This is a genomic window from Bacteroides sp. ZJ-18 (assembly GCF_011038705.2).
In the GTDB taxonomy this organism is placed as follows: Bacteria; Bacteroidota; Bacteroidia; order Bacteroidales; family Bacteroidaceae; genus Bacteroides; species Bacteroides hominis.
Genome location: NZ_CP072198.1, coordinates 2,747,002 through 2,767,619, shown reverse-complemented (window position 1 = coordinate 2,767,619; position 20,618 = coordinate 2,747,002). Strand labels below are relative to the sequence as shown.

At 43.7% G+C, this 20,618-nt stretch carries 13 protein-coding genes; 3 read left to right on the top strand and 10 right to left on the bottom strand.

Annotation, left to right across the window (positions count from 1 at the left end):
• Positions 1 to 172 precede the first annotated feature (172 nt).
• A complete protein-coding gene (locus G7Y45_RS10945; RefSeq protein WP_165015425.1) occupies positions 173 to 1,024 on the bottom strand; it encodes a CPBP family intramembrane glutamic endopeptidase in 852 nt (283 codons plus the stop codon).
• Positions 1,025 to 1,128: 104 nt separating this feature from the next.
• Between G7Y45_RS10945 and G7Y45_RS10940 the strand changes: the two genes are divergently transcribed.
• Complete coding sequence (locus tag G7Y45_RS10940; protein ID WP_005808974.1) at positions 1,129 to 2,175, top strand: leucine-rich repeat protein; 1,047 nt, start codon at positions 1,129 to 1,131, stop codon at positions 2,173 to 2,175.
• A 138-nt stretch (positions 2,176 to 2,313) separates the two neighbouring features.
• Here the strand turns inward: G7Y45_RS10940 and G7Y45_RS10935 are convergent, their stop codons facing one another.
• From G7Y45_RS10935 to G7Y45_RS10920, 4 genes are all read right to left on the bottom strand, one after another.
• The gene (locus tag G7Y45_RS10935) at positions 2,314 to 3,381 is read right to left on the bottom strand and encodes a hypothetical protein (RefSeq protein WP_165015422.1); all 1,068 of its coding nucleotides are present in this window, start codon (positions 3,379 to 3,381) and stop codon (positions 2,314 to 2,316) included.
• A 20-nt stretch (positions 3,382 to 3,401) separates the two neighbouring features.
• The gene (locus tag G7Y45_RS10930; protein WP_005808978.1) at positions 3,402 to 3,824 is read right to left on the bottom strand and encodes a hypothetical protein; all 423 of its coding nucleotides are present in this window, start codon (positions 3,822 to 3,824) and stop codon (positions 3,402 to 3,404) included.
• A complete protein-coding gene (locus G7Y45_RS10925; protein ID WP_005776534.1) occupies positions 3,821 to 4,384 on the bottom strand; it encodes an RNA polymerase sigma factor in 564 nt (187 codons plus the stop codon). Before G7Y45_RS10925 ends, G7Y45_RS10930 begins: the two co-directional genes overlap by 4 nt.
• A 196-nt stretch (positions 4,385 to 4,580) precedes the next feature.
• Positions 4,581 to 6,194, bottom strand: coding sequence for an ABC-F family ATP-binding cassette domain-containing protein (locus G7Y45_RS10920; RefSeq protein ID WP_005776533.1), 1,614 nt, complete (start codon positions 6,192 to 6,194; stop codon positions 4,581 to 4,583).
• A gap of 234 nt (positions 6,195 to 6,428) precedes the next feature.
• On the opposite strand from G7Y45_RS10920, the gene G7Y45_RS10915 reads away from it, so the two are divergent.
• Together G7Y45_RS10915 and dnaJ are read left to right on the top strand one after the other, a co-directional pair.
• Positions 6,429 to 7,016, top strand: coding sequence for a nucleotide exchange factor GrpE (locus G7Y45_RS10915; protein WP_005776532.1), 588 nt, complete (start codon positions 6,429 to 6,431; stop codon positions 7,014 to 7,016).
• A 50-nt stretch (positions 7,017 to 7,066) separates the two neighbouring features.
• Positions 7,067 to 8,251, top strand: coding sequence for a molecular chaperone DnaJ (gene dnaJ / locus G7Y45_RS10910; protein ID WP_165015419.1), 1,185 nt, complete (start codon positions 7,067 to 7,069; stop codon positions 8,249 to 8,251).
• Between the two features lie 110 nt (positions 8,252 to 8,361).
• On the opposite strand, the gene G7Y45_RS10905 is transcribed toward dnaJ, so the two are convergent.
• From G7Y45_RS10905 to G7Y45_RS10885, 5 genes are all read right to left on the bottom strand, one after another.
• A complete protein-coding gene (locus G7Y45_RS10905; RefSeq protein ID WP_165015416.1) occupies positions 8,362 to 11,148 on the bottom strand; it encodes a sugar-binding domain-containing protein in 2,787 nt (928 codons plus the stop codon).
• Positions 11,149 to 11,311: 163 nt separating this feature from the next.
• Positions 11,312 to 12,943, bottom strand: a complete 1,632-nt coding sequence (locus G7Y45_RS10900; RefSeq protein WP_165015413.1) for a RagB/SusD family nutrient uptake outer membrane protein — start codon at positions 12,941 to 12,943, stop codon at positions 11,312 to 11,314.
• 15 nt (positions 12,944 to 12,958) lie between these two features.
• Positions 12,959 to 15,703 carry a SusC/RagA family TonB-linked outer membrane protein gene (locus G7Y45_RS10895; protein ID WP_165015410.1) on the bottom strand — a complete coding sequence of 915 codons (2,745 nt, stop codon included), beginning with the start codon at positions 15,701 to 15,703 and terminating at the stop codon, positions 12,959 to 12,961.
• 95 nt (positions 15,704 to 15,798) lie between these two features.
• Entirely contained in the window at positions 15,799 to 18,300 is a 2,502-nt protein-coding gene (gene galB, locus G7Y45_RS10890) for a beta-galactosidase GalB (protein WP_032530390.1), read from the bottom strand.
• Between the two features lie 13 nt (positions 18,301 to 18,313).
• A complete protein-coding gene (locus G7Y45_RS10885; RefSeq protein ID WP_165015407.1) occupies positions 18,314 to 20,563 on the bottom strand; it encodes a GH92 family glycosyl hydrolase in 2,250 nt (749 codons plus the stop codon).
• Positions 20,564 to 20,618 lie beyond the last annotated feature (55 nt).

The following is a 20,618-nucleotide window of genomic DNA, read 5'->3' as shown; positions in this document are numbered from 1 at the left end:
GTTATAATGGCTGTTGTACAGCTTTTATTTTGTTTTGTTTGTGTTTAATAGTGCGCAACAAACTTACTGCGAAGTAAATGCGTCCTTGCTTTTCCACTCTGACTTACTGTGAAGTAAATGTGGTGTTTGTTTTATCAATGTCCCAGAGTTCAGCGGAACATGGGACATTTTTTTATTGTTCAAACCACCAGATTATGAGCAGTGTAAAGAGCGTTGCCAATGCCGTGCAAACCAGCGAACCTTCAAAACCAAATGCTCCTCCGTTGATCAGATTATTTGCGGGCAGGCGAAGTGAAAACAAGGTTTCACAGAAACGATTGCCACTGACTTCAAATCCAAGCACGGGCCCTTGAATCCAGTTCCAAAAGAAATGAAGCGAAATTGGAAACCAAAGGTTACGGGTATAAAGATAGGCAGCTCCCAGTAATAATCCTCCCAACACCAGATTAAGCATAGGCAAAAAAGCCACATTGGGATTCATCAGATGGAGCAACGCAAACAAAAAGGAAGAGATGAAAAGAGAAATAAATTTATTGAGTCGCGTACGCAATAAGCGCCCCAGAATATATCCGCGCATCATAGTTTCTTCGACAATGGCAACCATAGCGAAAAACAGCCCGCTCAAGAACAGATCGCTCCAATGAAAATGAACACCGACAACCTCAATCTGACCGGTCAGCAAACAAACAGCAAAGCCAATGGCATAGATAAGCACTGCCATCAAAAAGCCGTATAAGATGTCTTTACCACGTCCTTTCAGACTGAATCCTAAATCGGAGAAGGGACGATGATCCAGAAATTGCATCATCAGGAAAGTAACAACAAACACGCTCAGCAACATAGCTCCCTCCCCAATAAAGAAAGCCCCCATTCTCCACTCTTTTAATACAGGGATAGAACTCAGGATAATCCCAAACAGAGGTATAAGAATATAGAAACCCACCAGAAATAATGCAATACTTGCAAATGCCGGAATTCCTCCCGAAGAGGGGATCGGACTGTTCTCTTTTTCTTGTTGTTCCATTTTGTTAATTTATTAGTTGAAGGACAAAAATAACTATATTTTCCTAAAACTCTCAACGAGATAAAGTATGATTCGCTATATTTGTCTAAACATTTATCATAAATATGAAAATAAAACATCTGTTTATAGGAATAGCCCTTGCTGCCAATCTATTTGCAGCTACGGCACAAGAAGTTAAGAAAACATATTTCGTCAGCAAACCGGGAACTCTTATTTCGATGATGACGGAAGAAGAAGCAAACCAGGTGACTCACCTCACTCTGACAGGAAAGATCAACGCAGTGGACTTCAAGCATCTGCGCGATGAATTCAAAAATCTGCAAGTGCTCGATATAGCGAATGCAAGTATCAGTATGTATTCGGGAAAAGAAGGTACGTATCCGGATAAATTCTATATTTACATGCCAAACTTTGTTCCGGCCTATGCTTTCTGCAAGATGGAAAACGGCATTGCCAAAGGGAAACCGACCCTAAAGAAAGTGGTTCTTTCGGAAAAAATCAAGAACATTGAAGATGCAGCCTTTATGGGATGCGAGAACCTGAACATCTGCCAGATCAAAAAGAAAACTCCTCCCAACCTGCTGCCGGGAGCTTTGGCTGACAGCATCACTGCAATCTTCGTACCACTGGGAGCAAGTGATGAATACCGGCTGAAAAATCGTTGGGATAACTTTGCGTTCATTGAAGGCGAACCATTGGAAGCTAAAATAGAGGTAGGTGCTTTGAGCACGCTGGAAAGTGAAATACAAAAAGCAGGGCTACAACCGAAAGAGATCAACTTCCTGACCATCGAAGGTAAACTGGATGCAGCCGATTTTAAACTGATACGGGATTATATGCCGAATCTGGTTGCCGTAGACATCGAAAAGACCAATGCGACAGCTATCCCGGACTTCACTTTCTCACAAAAAAAATACCTGCTCCGCGTTCGTTTACCTCATGGACTGAAAAGCATCGGACAGCGGGCTTTCAGCAATTGCGGACGTCTGTGTGGAACCGTGGAATTGCCGGAAAGCATTACAGCCATCGAATATGGTGCTTTCATGGGATGTGACAGGCTACGCTACGTAGTTGCCAAAGGAGATAAAATCACAACCATAGGAGACAATTTATTCGGGGAAGGGAAAAATAAGTTGATTTATAAACGATAAAAAAACGGGAGCATATCAAAAAACTCACCACAGAGGACACAGAGGAACACAGAAGGAATTTTAACGACACGAATAATCTGTGGAAATCAGCGCAATCTGTGGTGAAAGGACCTTTGACACAACTTCACTCCTTCTTGTTCATCGCTTTTTTATCCAATAGACTATACCCAAAAGAATTAGCAAGCCGGTGAGGATAAAGGCCCAGATGTTGGGTACGCGCGACTCGGCAGTCAAAAGATATTCGCCTGCCAAAAGACGATAGGCATCTACTTTCCAGACCCAATGACCATCCTCCCTAAAGGTTGTATTTGCCGAAAGCATTTGTCCGGGCATATTGAGTTCATATTGAATCACCACTCCAAATAACTCAACGGAACGTGTTTCCTCATCAAATTTTTGATCCACTTCCTGCTGTTTTTCTTTATAGAGAAGCGAAAAGCAATCAGTATGAAAGTGAGTATCGAGTAATTGACAAACGAGTGCCGGAGAGAAGTCCGGATCATCATTCTGAGGCCGATATGCCTGATACAATGAATCCTTAGCCGCATTCAGGCGTGAAAGATAGTCGCCCTGCTTCAGGTCAGCTATAAAAGGCCGCATCACTTCAAGACTTAATTCATAGAGACTACGGTTGTACCATTGAACAAATTGTCCTTCCAAACGATCGAGTACTTCTTTCATCTCCAATCCGTTCATTCCCCGATACGCAGTGTCGTCGCCCTGAAACCAAAGTTTCTGTTCCGACTCGTTCAGATAGTTTTTCAGAGGTACAGGCCCTTTTTCTGTCAGTTCGGGATAAACACCGTTATAGGTATAATACGTATAGAACCAACGGAAATGTTTGGTCAGTGTTTCCCACGGAGTCACCAAAGGACGAAACATCGGATCTTTAGGCCGGACCTGCTCCGAAAATAAGTCGACAGAAGCCTGCTCCCTGCTGGCACACACGTTTATCTTTTCCTTCTCTCCAAAATAATTATGCATCCGGACAGAATCAAAACGCGTCACCGTCCAACCGGAATCCAATGAGAACATAAAAGGATTTTGTGCCCGATTTCCGGCCATGAATGCAGAATCGCCAAAGGCATAAACCTCCCTACGAGCCGATCCATCAGGAAAAACCTGGGTTTTCACTTGATAATAGGTGGTGCAGGACACCATTGAAACGGCCAGCAACAATATCGGTAAAAGATTTTTTGTTTTCATACGCATCTATTTTTTAAAGATCACTCACTCTTCATTATCTGTTTATACTGAGTATAAAGCCGTTCTCGTTTAAGCATTTCCCTTTTCCGATTACGGGATGCGGTAAAGAAAAGCTCCTGCTTCTCTCCTATCGTCAAACCTCTATGCTCCAGACTGCCTGTGAAAGTATTCGATTGATAGGGCTCCGGTATGATGATTACTTCAGACGAGGGAAATGAATCAACAGACATCGTTTCTGCTACCCATATCGCCAAGAGCAAAGTTGCAGCAATGCCCGAACACCAGGCAACAAGATTCGGTCTGCGCTTGGCCGGACTTCTGAAAGAAGCCGCCTTGACAGCACGCATAATATCTTCGGTCAATGCCTCCGGATTTTCCAGAATGGGGGGTGTCTTTTTTAACTGTCCCAACCACCTTTCATAATTAATTTCTTCCTTTTTCATCTTTCTTTATTTATTTCATTCAACTTCTTACGGATACTCTTCCGGGCGAGATAGAGGTTTGTTTTGATCTGGATCGATGTAAGTCCGGTAATAATCTCGATCTCTTTGATTTCCAACTCTTCTATATCGCGCAATGTAAATACCAGCTTCTGCTTAGGAGTCAGTTGTTGCATAAAGTACAGGATATGTGCTTTCAACTCCCGGTTGACTAACACTGCTTCGACGTTATCATCGGAAAGAATGGGCAACTCGGAAAACGCAATATCGGAAAGCGCTCCGGCCGGCGAGTGTTGTAAAACCCGCAAACGATCATAACAAATATTACACGCCACCCTGTAAAGCCAGGTCGCAAAGCGAAATTCAGGACGGTATTTGTCCAACGAAAGCCAGACACGCAGGAAAGTCTCCTGTACCATATCCCGCGCTTCCTCTTCATTACACAACAAGCGGAATGCCAGGCGAAAAACAAAAGTCTGATACTCTGCCACAAGCAAAGCAAATGCACTTGCATCTTGCTTCCTGCTCCTTTCTACTAATGCCTGTATTTCCTTTTGTTCCATAAGCCACGGTATATGTTGTTTATATATGATACGTAATAAATGGAGAAAGGTAAAATAACGATGAATGATAAACTATGAACGATGAACAACAGTAAACGATAAATAAAGTGAATGCGAACAAAAAAACGATGAACAGGTGCCCATTCAGGCACAACCTGTTCATCGTTAATCGTTCATCGTTCAAAACCGTACATCATTACTTGTACATCTTGGCTCTCAGCTCTTTGATGTGATCGGAAGTAATGTATTCGTCGTATTCCATCATCTTATCGATAATACCGTTCGGAGTCAGCTCAATCACACGATTGGCAACGGTCTGAATAAATTCGTGGTCATGTGAAGAGAAAAGGATATTGCCTTTATAGGTTTTCAGGTTGTTGTTGAATGCCTGAATAGACTCCAAGTCGAGATGATTGGTCGGAGTATCGAGAATCAGACAGTTGGCATTGCGCAACTGCATACGGGCAATCATACAACGCATTTTCTCACCTCCCGAAAGTACACTCACTTTCTTCAGTACTTCTTCACCGGAGAAAAGCATACGTCCCAGGAAACCTTTCATATAAACTTCATTGCCCTCGCCGTATTGGCTCAACCAGTCGACCAGATTCAAATCAGTATTGAAATATTCGGTATTATCCAAAGGAAGATAAGCAGTTGTAATTGTTACCCCCCAGTTGAAATGTCCTGCATCAGGCTTCATATGACCGTTGATGATCTCAAAGAAAGCAGTCATCGCACGCGGATTACGGGAAATGAACACAATCTTGTCACCTTTCTCCACATTGAAGTTCACGTCGTTGAACAATACAACCCCTTCTTCGGTCTTCTTGCTCAAACCGGAAACTTCCAATATCTGATTGCCCGGCTCACGCTCCGGAGTAAAGATGATACCCGGATATTTACGGGAGGAGGGTTTGATTTCTTCAACATTCAACTTTTCGAGCATTTTCTTACGACTGGTAGTCTGCTTGCTCTTGGCAACATTGGCACTGAAACGGCGGATAAATTCTTCCAGTTCTTTCTTTTTCTCCTCAGCTTTGGCCTTCTGGTTCTGCTGCTGACGGAGGGCCAATTGACTGGATTCATACCAGAAACTGTAGTTACCGGCAAAAAGATTAATTTTTCCGTAATCGATATCGACCGTATGTGTACAGACAGAATCGAGGAAGTGACGGTCGTGACTTACAACCAACACGGTATGTTCGAAATTAGAGAGATACTCTTCCAACCAGGTAACAGTCTCCATATCCAGGTCATTGGTAGGCTCGTCAAGCAACAGGTTATCCGGATTTCCGTATAATGCCTGTGCCAGCATCACACGCACTTTTTCCTTACCGCTCAATTCACCCATCAATGTATAATGTTTATCTTCTTTCACACCTAAACCGCTCAACAACATAGCTGCGTCACTTTCAGCATTCCATCCGTCAAGTTCGGCAAACTTCTCTTCCAGTTCGGAAACCTTCAGACCGTCTTCATCAGTAAAATCTTCTTTGGCATAAAGGGCTTCGCGCTGCTTCATAATATCCCACAACACGGTGTGACCCATCATTACGGTATCCATTACCGTATAAGCGTCCCACTTAAAGTGGTCCTGGCTCAATACCGAAAGGCGTTCGCCCGGACCTAACGTAATGTTTCCGGTAGTCGGGTCGAGGTCACCGTATATTGTACGGAGAAAAGTTGACTTGCCGGCGCCATTGGCACCGATAATACCATAACAATTTCCACTTGTAAACTTCAGATTTACATCATTAAACAATACCCTTTTACCAAACTGTACCGAAACGTTTGAAACTGTAATCATTCTATTATTATTCCTTAATTTATTTATTATCAAATAATGCGGTGACAAAGGTAGACATTTTTAGTGAATAACGAACTATCAGTAATGTGTCAATCTGACATAAAAGTATTACCTTTGCTGCGTTTTTTGGCAAAACAAACAAACTGGCAAAGTTTTTGCTGCAAAGCCAATACATTAAAATGCCGTATTGACATGAAACTAAATCCGTTTAACAAGAATAAAAACAGAATAGATATGGACCCAAAAGAAAAAAAAACCAAGAAAGAAGAAGAGTTGACAGTAGACGATATTCAGGATACCGTTGAAGGACAGTCGCAAAACGAAGAAACCACTGAAGAAAGCACACCGCTGACCGCAGAGGAGAAACTGGAAAAAGAACTGGAAGAAGCCCATAGCCAGATCGAAGATCAGAAGGACAAATATCTCCGTCTTTCGGCTGAATTCGATAACTACCGTAAACGGACCATCAAAGAAAAAGCTGAGTTGATTCTGAACGGTGGTGAGAAGAGCATCAAAAGTATTCTGCCGGTAATCGACGACATGGAACGTGCACTGACAACTATGGAAACGGCTACGGACGTAGCTGCCGTAAAAGAGGGTGTTGAGTTGATATATAATAAGTTCCTGTCTATCCTGTCGCAGGATGGAGTAAAGGTTATCGAAACCAAAGACCAACCGCTGGATACGGATTATCACGAAGCCATCGCTGTGATCCCTGCTCCGACAGAAGAACAGAAAGGTAAAATACTGGATTGTGTACAGACCGGATATACCCTTAACGGCAAAGTAATCCGCCATGCAAAAGTAGTTGTGGGTGAATAACCGGGACACGACAAACTTGCTAACATAATTAAAATCAACGAAACTAAAATATGGCAGAAAAAAGAGATTATTACGAAGTGCTGGAAGTCACGAAAGAGGCAACAGTCGAAGAAATAAAGAAAGCATACCGGAAAAAAGCCATCCAATATCACCCGGACAAAAACCCGGGTGACAAGGAAGCAGAAGAAAAGTTTAAAGAAGCAGCCGAAGCGTATGACGTACTGAGCAATCCGGATAAACGTGCCCGCTACGACCAGTTTGGTCATGCAGGAATGAGTGGAGCAGCCGGAAACGGCGGACCGTTCGGAGGATTCGGTGGTGGAATGTCCATGGACGACATCTTCTCTATGTTCGGTGATATTTTCGGCGGCCATAGCGGCGGCGGATTCGGTGGTGGTTTCGGAGGCTTCGGCGGATTTGGCGGCGGAGGTTCTCAACAGAGAAAATTCCGTGGCTCAGACCTCCGGGTGAAGGTGAAGCTGAATTTGAAAGAGATCTCTACAGGAGTTGAAAAGAAATTCAAACTAAAAAAATATGTACCTTGTTCGCACTGTCACGGAACAGGGGCAGAAGGTAATGGCGGTTCTGAAACTTGTCCGACCTGTAAAGGTAGCGGTTCGGTAATCCGTAACCAGCAAACCATCTTAGGAACCATGCAGACACGTACTACGTGTCCTACTTGTAATGGCGAGGGAAAAATCATTAAAGACAAATGTAAGGTTTGTGGTGGAGAAGGTATCGAATACGGTGAGGAAGTAGTAACAGTAAAAATTCCCGCCGGAGTAGCAGAAGGCATGCAACTCTCTATGGGCGGCAAAGGAAATGCCGGAAAACATAACGGTATCCCGGGCGACCTATTGATTTTGGTGGAAGAAGAGCCACATCCGGAGCTGATTCGTGATGAAAACGATCTGGTATACAACTTATTGCTGAGTTTCCCTACAGCAGCTATCGGAGGTGCGGTAGAAATTCCAACCATCGACGGAAAAGTGAAGGTAAAAATCGAAGCAGGTACACAACCGGGAAAAGTGCTCCGACTCCGCGGTAAAGGGTTGCCAAGTGTAAACGGTTACGGCACAGGAGACCTGCTGGTTAACGTAAGTGTATATGTGCCGGAGGCACTGAGTAAAGACGAAAAAAGTACTTTGGAAAAGCTGGAAGAATCGAAGAACTTCAAGCCAAGTACTTCAATTAAAGAAAAAATATTCAAGAAGTTCAGAAGTCTTTTCGACTAAGAAGTTTCACCACCGATCACACTGATCTACACAGAGAATATCTCATAAAATCTGCCCGGGTATACATCGAAAGATGTAAGCCCGGGCAAATTTATATAAAACAGAATATTCTATTTATCAGAGACTAATTGCAGCACTTGCTCCGCCTGTACAGATACGACCGGAGAGAAAGCCGGACTTGCCATATACTTTTTCAAGCTATACAATAATTGGCGCGCTTCGACACGCTTATCCATGTTTTGCCAGAAATCAACGCCCGATACCAACAATTTTCCATTACCTACTTTTACCTCGAATAGCAAGGCGAGAGGACGATTTGTAAACCAATCGTCGATGACACGCACTATCGGAGCTATTTCAGGAGAAAGTTCGGCCACTTTAATGGCACCGGAATGGCTCATGGCATCCCACCATTGATAATCACTGTAATATTCTGTGGGGAATTGACTCAAAGCCGGATGTTTCGGATTACACAAAATACCCAATGTATGAGGAGCTTGTCCTCCTGTCCAAGCAGTATTCCAGAAAATACTGGAAAATCCGACCTGAATATCACCTCCCATTTGACGGGTCAGTGTCCCTTTCTTTAAAGATAACAATACAGAAGCACCTCCTTCAAGAGCCTTTAGGGTAGTGGTATCCAAACAGTCGACCATCCGGATACTCTCTTCTCCCTCTACTTTGAGTGGCAGAGCGGGATAAACCCAAACATTCCAACTGTTCTTCCACTCACCGACTGCCACCTCCAACACCAAACGCCGGGGAGTTTCCATCTGAGCTAAAGAAGCGGAAATATCTCCTAATGGGAAGTTATTGCCTATGGGAAGTAAATCTACTTTCCACTGTCCGGACTGCAGTACATTCCCTGCCGTATCAGACAAAGTCCATCCGGCTGCCACATTCTTTAGTGGAGTTTCGCCATAATGAGCCACTTCTACCCGGGCGTTCAACAGTTCGTCATTTTTATAAATAAGTTTAGGCAAACGTGCCAAAGGGACGGTTGGAGCACAGAAACGGCGGTACTCTTCGGGAGAAATATAACCTTTTTCTTCCCAGAAAGCATCCAGCACACCGACCAATGCTGTACCTTGTCCCGGAAAGTCATTGAGTCCCAGTAACTGGAATCCACCGAAATTCCTGGTACGTAAAGCAGCCTCAACATCTGCTTTATAGCAGAGTGCCTGTAATTTGCCGGACGCAAGCAAGAAACTGTCTGCAAGATGTATCATACCATTATTTTGCAGAATATCCCTGAAAATTTCCATATTTGCAGGACGCATGACACCGTCATATTTGCTGATCTCTTTAAAATTAGGATAAACACACCATTGCCCGATTTCGTGACTTACAACAGGTTGGCTGAAGCGACTTACATATTCCGACCAATCATAATCGGTACGGGGAGGTTCTGCGTTGATAATACTCCGAAGTCCCTGTCCCCATCCCTGAATGCGGGGAGCAGGATCACTTAAAAAATCATTGACCGCCAACATGGGCCATCCTGCACCGCTACAATACAAGCGGCGATTATCCCGATCCTTCCATGTTGTGACAAAGTTGGCCAGATAAGTACTACTCCCCACACCTGCCGGTTCATTGCCATACATCATCATACAAAACGAAGGATGATTGCCAAACGTGTTGACAATCCGTTCACTTTCGTCCCAAATGAACCGATCGAGCGGACGACCGTCACCAATCGTCGTAGACTGATTGGCCCAAGAGGAACATTCTATTTCCAGATAAAGTCCCATTTCATCAGCTGCACAAAATGCAGCCTCAGGAGGACACCATGAATGAAAACGAACATGGTTCAGCCCATGTGCCTGAAAAGTTGTGAATATTCTTCTCCAAGTTTCTTTGTCAGTGGGCGGATAGCCTGTTTTAGGAAAAGCGGCACAATCCAACGCACCACGCAAAAAGACAGGACGGTTGTTAATCGTGATACAACCATTGACTACTTTAAAATCACGCATACCAAAAGACTCTTCACTAAAATCAGTGGTCTTTTGCTCCTTATCAGTCAGACTTACTTTCAATCGATATAAATTCGGATGAAATTCATCCCACAAACGGATATCATCTCCCAAAGCCAGAACAGCCTCCACTTCATTAGTCCCCGGCTGAAGATTGACCTCCTTTTGCAAAAGTTTGCCATCAGCCTCCAAAGCGAGCAAAGCTGTCACTTCATTCTTCTTACGGTTACGGAGGAATGTTTTCACACGAATGCTTTTAGCTGATATATCCGGGAAAATAGTCGTACGTGCAATGTTCACCTGAGGACGCACCTGAAGAAACATATCCCCGATAACCCCGTTCCAATTGCCCTGAGTATGATCGGAAATACTGTGGGAATTTTCACCCGGATCGATATCCTTTACACGATTATCGATACGTAAAGTTAATGTGTGTTTTCCGGGAGTCAGGACATCCGATAAGTCGTACTGATGTGGAGCACCCAATGCATTCTGCATACCGACCTCTTTATCATCTATCCACAAACGAGTTTCCCAATGACAACGTTCCAGAAATAAACTGATATCCTGTTGCCCCCAGCCTTCCGGAACAGTCACCTCTTTTTTATACCAGGCTGCCCCCTTGTAATACTTCACAGGCTGCAACCAAAAGGGGATTTTAACATGACCCGGTTCACGATAACGGGCATAGGCATCACTCCGGAAATAGGCTGAATCAACGATACCTCCGGTCCACGGAGTATTGGCAGTAATGTCTTCTCCCAAGCCATTGGAAGCCATGGATCCGGGTAACAGGACCGTACTGTCCCAATGAGTAGAATCGGTCGTAAACTGCCAACTACCCGACAAGTCGATCTTAGTAACCTGCTGCGAACAGGAAGCCAATAAAAACGAGAAAAGTGTTAGTGTTTTGATCTTCATTATTTCATATTATCTATAAGGTTGAAAACAATGTTACTTCACTGATTTTGTATCAATACGCAAAAGTAGCAAGAACGATTTACCTTATAAATAGATATTTCTAATATAATGATGGATTATTTTATGATTTACAATAATCATCTCCACATAATATTTTGCAATTTCAATATCCCGGATTCTGTGTCAGATTGGGATTCATCAAACGGATTTTCTCCGGAATAGGAAATACTGTAGTATAGCCACTTTCCTCACCCGGAAGCCGGGGCCTGCTTGTATAAGCACGGGTATATTGGCGAAAACGAACCAAATCTTGCCTGCGCCAACCCTCCCAGGCAAACTCTAATTGACGTTCCGAAAGCAAACTTTCTAATGTAGCTGTCCGGAAAGGAGCATTCACACGGGCGCGAACAAGATTCAGTTCTACATCTCCATTTTCTCCGTTACGGACTTTGGCCTCACTCTTCATTAATAAAACATCGGCATAACGATAGAGTACAATATCATTTTCCATCAGTTTACCATCTTTTGTGGCGGTTTCATCAATCTCATACTTTTTCATCCGTGCGCCTGCGGTCTTTTCATAGGAGGTATTAGAGATATCGACATCCACCTTCCAAGGAAAATACTCCAGCAAAGTACCGTCATCGAGTGTGATGACCTTTCCCTTCAAATCGTAAACAACACCTGCAAAATAACATTTATCAAAACGGGGATCGACAGTTTGGGTATCATACCCAAAGGTTCGAAGTACTTCCACAGTAGCACTTGAACCATTCTCTCCTCCCAATCCGTAGGCCTTGGCATGATTATAGTGACGGGAACGGAAAAGATATTGCATCTGGTTAGTATATAAAGTCTTACTCATTGGAATGGTAAAAATATTCTCGGCAGAAGATTCATTGTAAACAGCAAAGTTTGCTTCATAGTTATCTTCCAGACGATATCCCGCCGCAGTAATGGAATCACAATATGCCTCCACCGTTTGCCAAGCATTGAGTCGGTTGCCATCTACTTCAAAATAGATGTCTCTTCCATCGGGATATTGTGTATCGGTCCAGTTATCATCCGCATATATCTCAGCATTCAAGGCAAGTTTGGCAAGCAAGAAATGGACTACAGGACGGGTAATCCGCCCATAATAACTGCCAGAACGATTGCTATATGTTTGCGCCAATAAAGGGGCAGACTCCTGTAACTCCTTCACAATAAAATCAAAAACTTCTTTACGACTGTTTTGTTTCACCTCTTTCAAAGGTATAGCAGATGAGAGAATTAGAGGAACACGTCCGAACAAGTCCATTAAATGATAGTAATACAAAGCACGGAAAGCACGAACCTCTGCCCGGTAAGCAGGAAGTTCCGTGTCATGGTGAGTCTCCTGATAAGTATCGATTCGTTCAAGTGACTGATTGCAAAGACCTATAACCTTATATAAATATTCCCACGTAGCCTGAATAGCATCATTATCGACTCCCCAACGATGAAGAAAAAGTCCCTGCCAGAATCCTCCATCATACCAGTCACCTCCACGGATAGGCATAATAGCCTCATCGGTGGTAAAGGTATTCAGATCGTAAATTCCCCTGCCGGTGCCCTGCAACCCCTGACTATCACTATAACCTCCTATGTTATTGTATAAGGAAGCCACTGCATTATAATACAAATCGGTGAGACTCTTGTAAGCATCCTCTTCGGGAATCTTGTCTTTAGGATTTTCATTCAGAAAGTCATCGCATGAAAACAGCAGACTAAACATCAGGATACAGACAAAGGAATATATATAGTGCCTTTTCATAATTAATCCTCCAAATTAAAAGTTAATACTCAAACCAAGCGTATAGGTACGTGCTAAAGGATATCCCCGTTTGTCATCCACTCCCAAAGTAGAATTAACGGTAGAACTGTTGATCATAGGTGACAGACCGGAATATCCGGTAATAGTAGCCAGATTATTGACAGTCAGTGCGAGACGGAGGGACTGGACGTATTTTTTCCACTTCGACACCGGAACATTCCAGCCTATCGTAACATAATCGAAGTTTACATAATCACCTTTCTCCAGCCAATAGTCCGTAGCGGTCTGGTCTTTGATATTACGTCCGGGAGCTTTCTTCATTACATTGTAATCAGGGAAAATATTCATATTCATGTAGGTCAGTGAAGTACCGTTATAGATTTTATGACCGAACGCCCCGTTTATCTGTACTGAGAGATCGAAACGTTTATAGCGAAAACTGATATTGGAGCCAAGTAAAGTCTTGGGTACCGCCTGACCTGCCACATAGCGGTCTTCTCCATCTTCAAGGCTCACCCCTCCACCGTTCAAATCGGCAATGTCATACGTATACCCACCATTGCCATCGGAAATAAGCCCTTTGCAATGAGGCAGGTAGAATACCCCTAAGGGTTGTCCTATCATCTGATACACAATATGATTATATCCACCATGAAATCCGGCTCCGTCCAGACTTGCCAGGCTTTTATACTCAGGTGCCGAAATATTCTCTCCACCATACATTCCACTTAATGAAAGCAATTTATTTTGCTGGAAAGTGACATTAACATTAATGTTCAATTCCATGTCGCGGGTCTTCAAAGGAGTGATGCCGACAGCAATCTCCGTACCGCTGTTGCGCATGGAACCTATATTTGCCAAAAGAGTGTTATAGGTAAAAGGCGGCACACTGACATTATAAAGATAAAGCATATCAGAGGTCTTGGAATTATAGTAGTTCAAAGAAAAGAGTAACCGGTTGCCAAACATACCAAGATCCGCACCTGCATTAAAAGTACGCTTTACTTCCCATTTCAAATCGGGATTGGTATTACGCATATTACCCAAAGTAACCACCTGTGAACTACCAACAGGAACAACTCCGTTAGGCTTTACCAGATTAAGCGTTGTATAAGAGTCGATGCCACTCTGATTGCCGGCCAGCCCGTAACCGATACGGAATTTCAGATTATCCACCAATGAAATACGTTTCATAAACTTCTCTTCACTGACAACCCAGGCAGCCGACACGGATGGAAAAAAGCCCCATTTATGATTGGCACCAAACTTGGAAGAAGCATCGGTACGGGCATTCACCGTAAGGATGTACCGATCGTCAAACGTATAATTGAAGCGACCGAGAAAAGATGCCAACCGCGGCTGTTCAAAATAAGAGTTCGTTCCTTCCCAAAGGCGAATGGCACCTGCCTGAAGGTTGTTATAACCAAACTGATCGGAATTGAAATTGGTCACAGTGGTGTAAAAACCGCTATAAGTCTCTTTTTGAAGTTCCGCCAGGGCCAGCACATCAAAATAATGTTTATTCCGGTTCTTTTTATAGGTCAACATCAGATTACCAAGCAGTGATTCCATTTTCCGGGTACCTTTATATGCTTGTCCGTGTGCCCATACAGATGTAGGCAGATACTGGGAATTTTCAACAATATTATAAGTATAAGAACCAAAAAGAATCAGTTTAAGCTCGCGCAGTAAGTTAAAGGTCAGCCGGGCATGAGTACTGATATGTGAAGTCGCATCATGATCTTTCACTTCCATCCAGGCCAAAGGGTTAGTGATCTGGCTGGCATTGGTAATCTGATCCCAGGAACTGGTTTCCGGATTACGGTGATTGGGATATGTAGGATTAAAAGTTGCAGCCGAATAGAATGTTTTTTGAAGGTCAAACAAATTATGGTTCTTTTGGATAGAGCCAAACATACCTAACTCGCACACCAAGAAATCATCAAAAACATGCTGGGTCATGTTCATATTCGAAGTGAAGTTCTTCATATCCTCGTTCAATATAATGCCCTGACGATCCATAAAGCCCAACGAAACACGATAGCTTGAAGCATCCGTCCCACCATAAAATGCAACATGATGATTCTGTTGCAGACCTGTTTGCTCTATCTCCTTCAAAAAATTGGTTTCATTCCCTTTATCAAGTATTGAAATGCCCTGTTGCTGCGCCAGATTGCGAAACTCACTGCCGGAAAGCATCTCCAGATTTTTGTATACGGAGGATATGCCGAAACTACCGTTATAGCTGACTCTGGTTTTGCCCCGAATTCCTTTCTTGGTAGTGATCTCGATAACACCTGAAGCACCACGGGAACCATATTGTGCTGTCTCCGAAGCATCTTTCAAGATAGTAAAGCTTTCTATATCGGTAGGATATATAGAAGTCAACATACTGAGATCACCAAACACACCGTCAACAATAATCAGAGGGTCGTTACCACTGGTCAGTGAAGTGGTTCCCCGCAAACGTACGGCATCCAAAGCAGCCGGACCATTGGTTCCTTTTTCTATGGTGAGTCCGGGAACACGTCCACGGATAGCCTCCAGAGGATTGGTAATCTGGTCTTTATTCATTCCTAACCCCGTGATTTTTTCCACCGAACCGGAAATATTCTTTTTATTCCCGGTAGCGTATCCCACAGTAATAAGAGAATCTGCCAGCCAAACAGGCTTATCCTGTGCTCGCAAAACAGAGGTGGTAAACATCAAAAACAAAGCTAAGACGAATGTTGGTATGTGAATGATCCGGTGTTGTTTCATACTATCATCATTTAAGGTTTGCATATAAAATATAACAAAAAAAGAGGGTATCTGGTTGCCCGGATCCCCTCTTTTCTTATCTTTATCTGAACGGATTATTTACTCTCGATCACCAATGTACCTTTTTTCAGGCCCTTCGCGGCAGCCTCGAGTGTAATCTTTCCTGCTTTCTCGGTAGATTGCACAATAGCTGTCATCATGCCACTGAACACTTTCATCTTCGGAGTCTGGAATGACTCGAGTGAAGCCGGATTACCATTGGCTCCTGCGCGATAAGTACCTGCCCCTTTCACCTTGAAGCTGATTTCATTGTCGGCCAACGGGCAAAGATTACCATCTTTATCAACCACCTTAACCGTTACAAACGAGAGGTCCTTACCATTAGCATCGATCACACTGCGGTCTGCCACCAACTCAATATGATCGGGCTTGCCGGCAGTATGAATTTCTTTTTCCGCAACGGCCTTACCATCCTTGTCATAAGCGACTACTTTCACGGTACCCGGTTCATACTTCGTATCCATCCACATCAGACGATAACGCTGCTGACGTTTGAAATTGGCGACAGAAGCAGAATCACCACTATTATGTACCGTAACCGAAAGGTCTTTTGTGCGTTTACCCTGGCTCTTACCGTTGATAAACAGCTCGGCCGAAGGATAGTTGGTATATACAAATACAGGGGTCACTTCACCTTCACGTCCTTCCCAATTCCAGTGAGGCAGGATGTGCAAGGTTTCCGCATCTTTATTCCAGTGGCTGCGGTAGAGGTAATAACGGTCTTTCGGAAGTCCGGCAAGGTCGATAATCCCAAACAATGAAGAGTGACTGGGCCAATCAGTATAATACGGAGTAGGCTCACCTAAATAATCGAATCCGGTCCATACAAATTCACCAATGCAATAAGGCAGATCTTCATGCTGGATAAAATCATCTTCAGGAAGATTGGACCAACCACAGTGTTCTACATCATACGATGAAGACTGGTGGTCGTCATATTTCTGCATGGCACGACGTACCACCGGGAACTTGTAAACCCCACGTGAACTGACAGTAGAAGCAGTTTCGCTACCCAAAATAATCTGTTGCGGAAGTTTCTTGTAATTTTCCTGATATTTGTGAGGGCGGTAATTGAAACCGGCTACATCCATCACGGCAGCCATGTTGTTATTAACCACAGCATCAGGCGCATCCATACCCTGAGTAACGGGACGTGTAGGGTCTTCACGATGGCAGATGTCTTGCAGGAAACGTGAAAGCTTCGGTCCACGATCGCCGTTCCACTGATCCGGCACTTCATTACCGATACACCACATAACCACACTTGGATTGTTACGATACTGATGAATCAGATTCACCAGATCTTTTTCTGCCCATTCATCAAAAACTTTATGATAACCGTTCTGCACTTTGGCCGCTTTCCATTCATCGAATGATTCCGCCATAATCATCATACCCATCTCATCACAAGCCTTAATCAACTCAGGAGCGGGCATATTGTGTGAAGTACGGATGGCGTTACACCCCATATCCTTTAGGATACGGATCTGACGGCGAATACCGGCTTCATTGGCGATACCTCCCAACGGACCGAGGTCATGATGATTGCAAACACCCTTGAACATGGTTTTCTTTCCATTGAGGAAAAAGCCTTTGTTCGGAATGATCTCAATGGAACGGATACCGAACGGAGTAGTATATTCATCCTTCAAAGTGTTGCCTTCGTACACTTTTGAAACCGCATTGTAAAGGTTAGGAGTATCGGGAGTCCACAAAGCCGGAGCAGTAACAACAAAATCCTGTTCAAAAACATTGCCGTCGAACTGACTGCCCTGCTTTTCATTAGTTGCCACAACCTTACCATTCTTATCCTTCAATTCGGTGACAATACGGTATCCTTCAAATGTTTTGCCTGCAGGTATATCGAGTTTTGTCTTCAGATTGACCTTAGCAAATTCGTCCTTCACTACCGGAGTGGTCAACTGAGTACCCCAAGTAGGAATATGAGCGTCTTCATTCACTACCAGATGTACATTGCGATACAATCCCGCACCGGGGTACCAGCGTGAAGATTCGTTTTCGTTTTCAAGACGAACAGCCAGTGTATTCTTTTCACCCGGCTTCAAATAAGGGGTGGCATCCACATAAAAACTATTGTAACCGTAAGGCCAGTAACCGGCCTCTTGTCCGTTGATATAGACATGAGCATGGCTCATAGCACCATCAAAAACCAAAGTAGCCTTCTTACCTTTACTGAATGAAGGAGCCTCAAAATCGAGACGATACCATCCTACACCTACAAAAGGAAGCCCACCGGTACGTCCGGCATGCTCCATCGCCTCTTTTTGTCCATCTTGCGAAATAGCCACATTCTGCTTATCGTTATTAATGCTGAATGGCCCGTAAATAGCCCAATCATGGGGTACCGTTACCGACTGCCACTTTGCATCATCATAAGTGGAATTACTGAAGTCCTTACTGTCTTCACGGGTAAACTTCCACCCTTTTTCAAAGGTTTGTTCCGTACGAACCTGTGCACATACCAACAGTGGCACAGCGAGCATCGAAGCAAATGCAATTTTGATTTTCTTGTTCATGATTGATCTGTTTTTATTTTAATATAAATTCCATCGTTCCGGCATGTACCAACTCATCATGGCTGATACGATAGCCTGCATGTTTCTTTCCATTCAACTTCACCTCTTTGATCAAATCGGCATCATTTCCGGGACGTAGTGCCGTAATAACCAATTCTTTTTCTTTGTAATACTTCGGGTCAAGCCGAATAGTCACTTTGTCGAAAGTAGGTGTAGTCAGTGTATAGTCGGGCATTCCCGGACAGTCGGGATAAAGGCCTATCATACTGAAAATGGCCCATGCCGACATAGTTCCGGTGTCATCATTACCGGGAATACCATTAGGCTGGTCAGTGAAATATTCAGCAAGCAGCCGTTTCACCTGTTTCTGAGTACGCCACTCTTCTCCCTTGAAGTAGCTGAACAAATAAGGATAGGCAATATCCGGTTCATTAGCCGGATCGTATAGCCCCTCATCAAAGACTTTCTGCAATTTATCCACAAACTTCTTCTTACCTCCCATCAGACGGGTTAAACCTGCAATGTCATGGGGAACATAAAAAGTGTAGTTCCAGGAATTGCCTTCATGAAAACCGGGACTGGGAGCAAAATTGGCACCCTCCATCGGGTCGAACGGAGAGTAAAATGTTCCATCGGGTAAAATAGGACGCAATGTACCAAATTCTTTGCTGTAATAATGTTTATAGCCCAATGAACGGTCATAGAACAATTTTGCATCTTCTTTCTTTCCTAAAGCCTGAGCAAAACGAGACAAGGCATAATCGGCAATATAATATTCAAGTGCATGCGAAACAGAATTGTCATACTGCTCTGTCAAAGGTACATATCCTTTAGCAATGTAATCATCGATATCGGGACGCATCAGATTATCTTTACCCGGAGTCGTAGCGGACTTATACATGGCTTCATAAGCTGCCTGTACATCAAAGTCACGTAAGCCTTTCATCCAGGTATCTACGATAACAGGAATACTCGGATCACCCTCCATAGTAAGCGTTTCACGGCCGTAAAGTTCCCATTTGGGCAGCCAGCCGTGTTCTTTATACATATCGACCATCGTGCGAACCATATCCAGTTGGCGATCAGGGAAAAGCAGGGTCATCAGCTGATGTACATTACGATAGGTATCCCAAAGAGAAAACACGGTATAACGATTTCCCTTCGTTGTAAGGATCTCACTGCCTTCCATAGCCGGATATTGTCCGTTCACATCCTGCAAAATATTCGGATGGATCAGCAAGTGATACATAGCGGTATAGAATACTGTCTTCTGCTCTTTCGTGCCACCTTCAACGAGGATACGCGAAAGATCGTCCTCCCACATGGAACGTGCTTCGGCACGAATCTGATCAAATCCTTTACCAGCCTGTTCCTTATCCAGATTAAGACGGGCATTGGCTATGCTGACAAAGGACACTCCCATGCTTACCTCGATGGTTTCGCCTTCTTCGGTATCGAAAGTAAACCATGTACCAATGTCATCGCCACTCATCTCCTTGGTATAAGCAGTATACAATTTATTCTTGCCGGACGTATTGTCCCACTGGGCTTCTACTGTCATCGGACGCATCTTTTTCCAATAGCCACGGGCACGAGGGATTTTATTGATACGCATTACAAAATAAATGGGAAACACAGCTTGCGGATTGTAGCAAAAAGTACCCAGCAGTTTAGTCCCCTCTATCTCACGCTCATTGACAAAACGGACGGTAGCTCCCGTTTCATTAGTCAACCCTTCGCCAAGATTCAGCAAAATATTACTTTCTCCTTTAGGAAAAGTGAAACGAGTGATTCCGGTACGTAAAGTGGCCGAAACCTCATTCTTGATTCCGTATTTAGTCAGGATATTCGAGTAATAACCGGGCGTGGCCTTTTCGTCTTTATAAGCACTTCCGTACTGTAAATAATCGACGTTCAGCTTTCCGGTTGTAGGCATCAACAGTAAAGAGCCCAACTCCGGACATCCCACTCCACTCAGATTGACGTGTGAAAATCCGGTAAAATAAGCATTGGTATGTTCATAAGGAGTAGACCACCATTGGCTGTCTTTATCTATTTTATTACCAACGGACTTTCCTCCCATCACATTGAAAGGGACAACCGACATCATGCCTTGAGGACAGATGGCTCCGGGATTCGTTGTTCCGTAATTCGTTGTTCCGATAAACGGGTTCACATAATCCACCGGACTCTCTTGCGCAGAAGCTACTGCTATGGACAGCCAAACGGCTGCAAGTGATACTAAATAAGGTAGTTTCTTCATTCTTTCAATACTCTATATTTATCTAATTTATACGTTCGGTTTTACCGGACCTGCG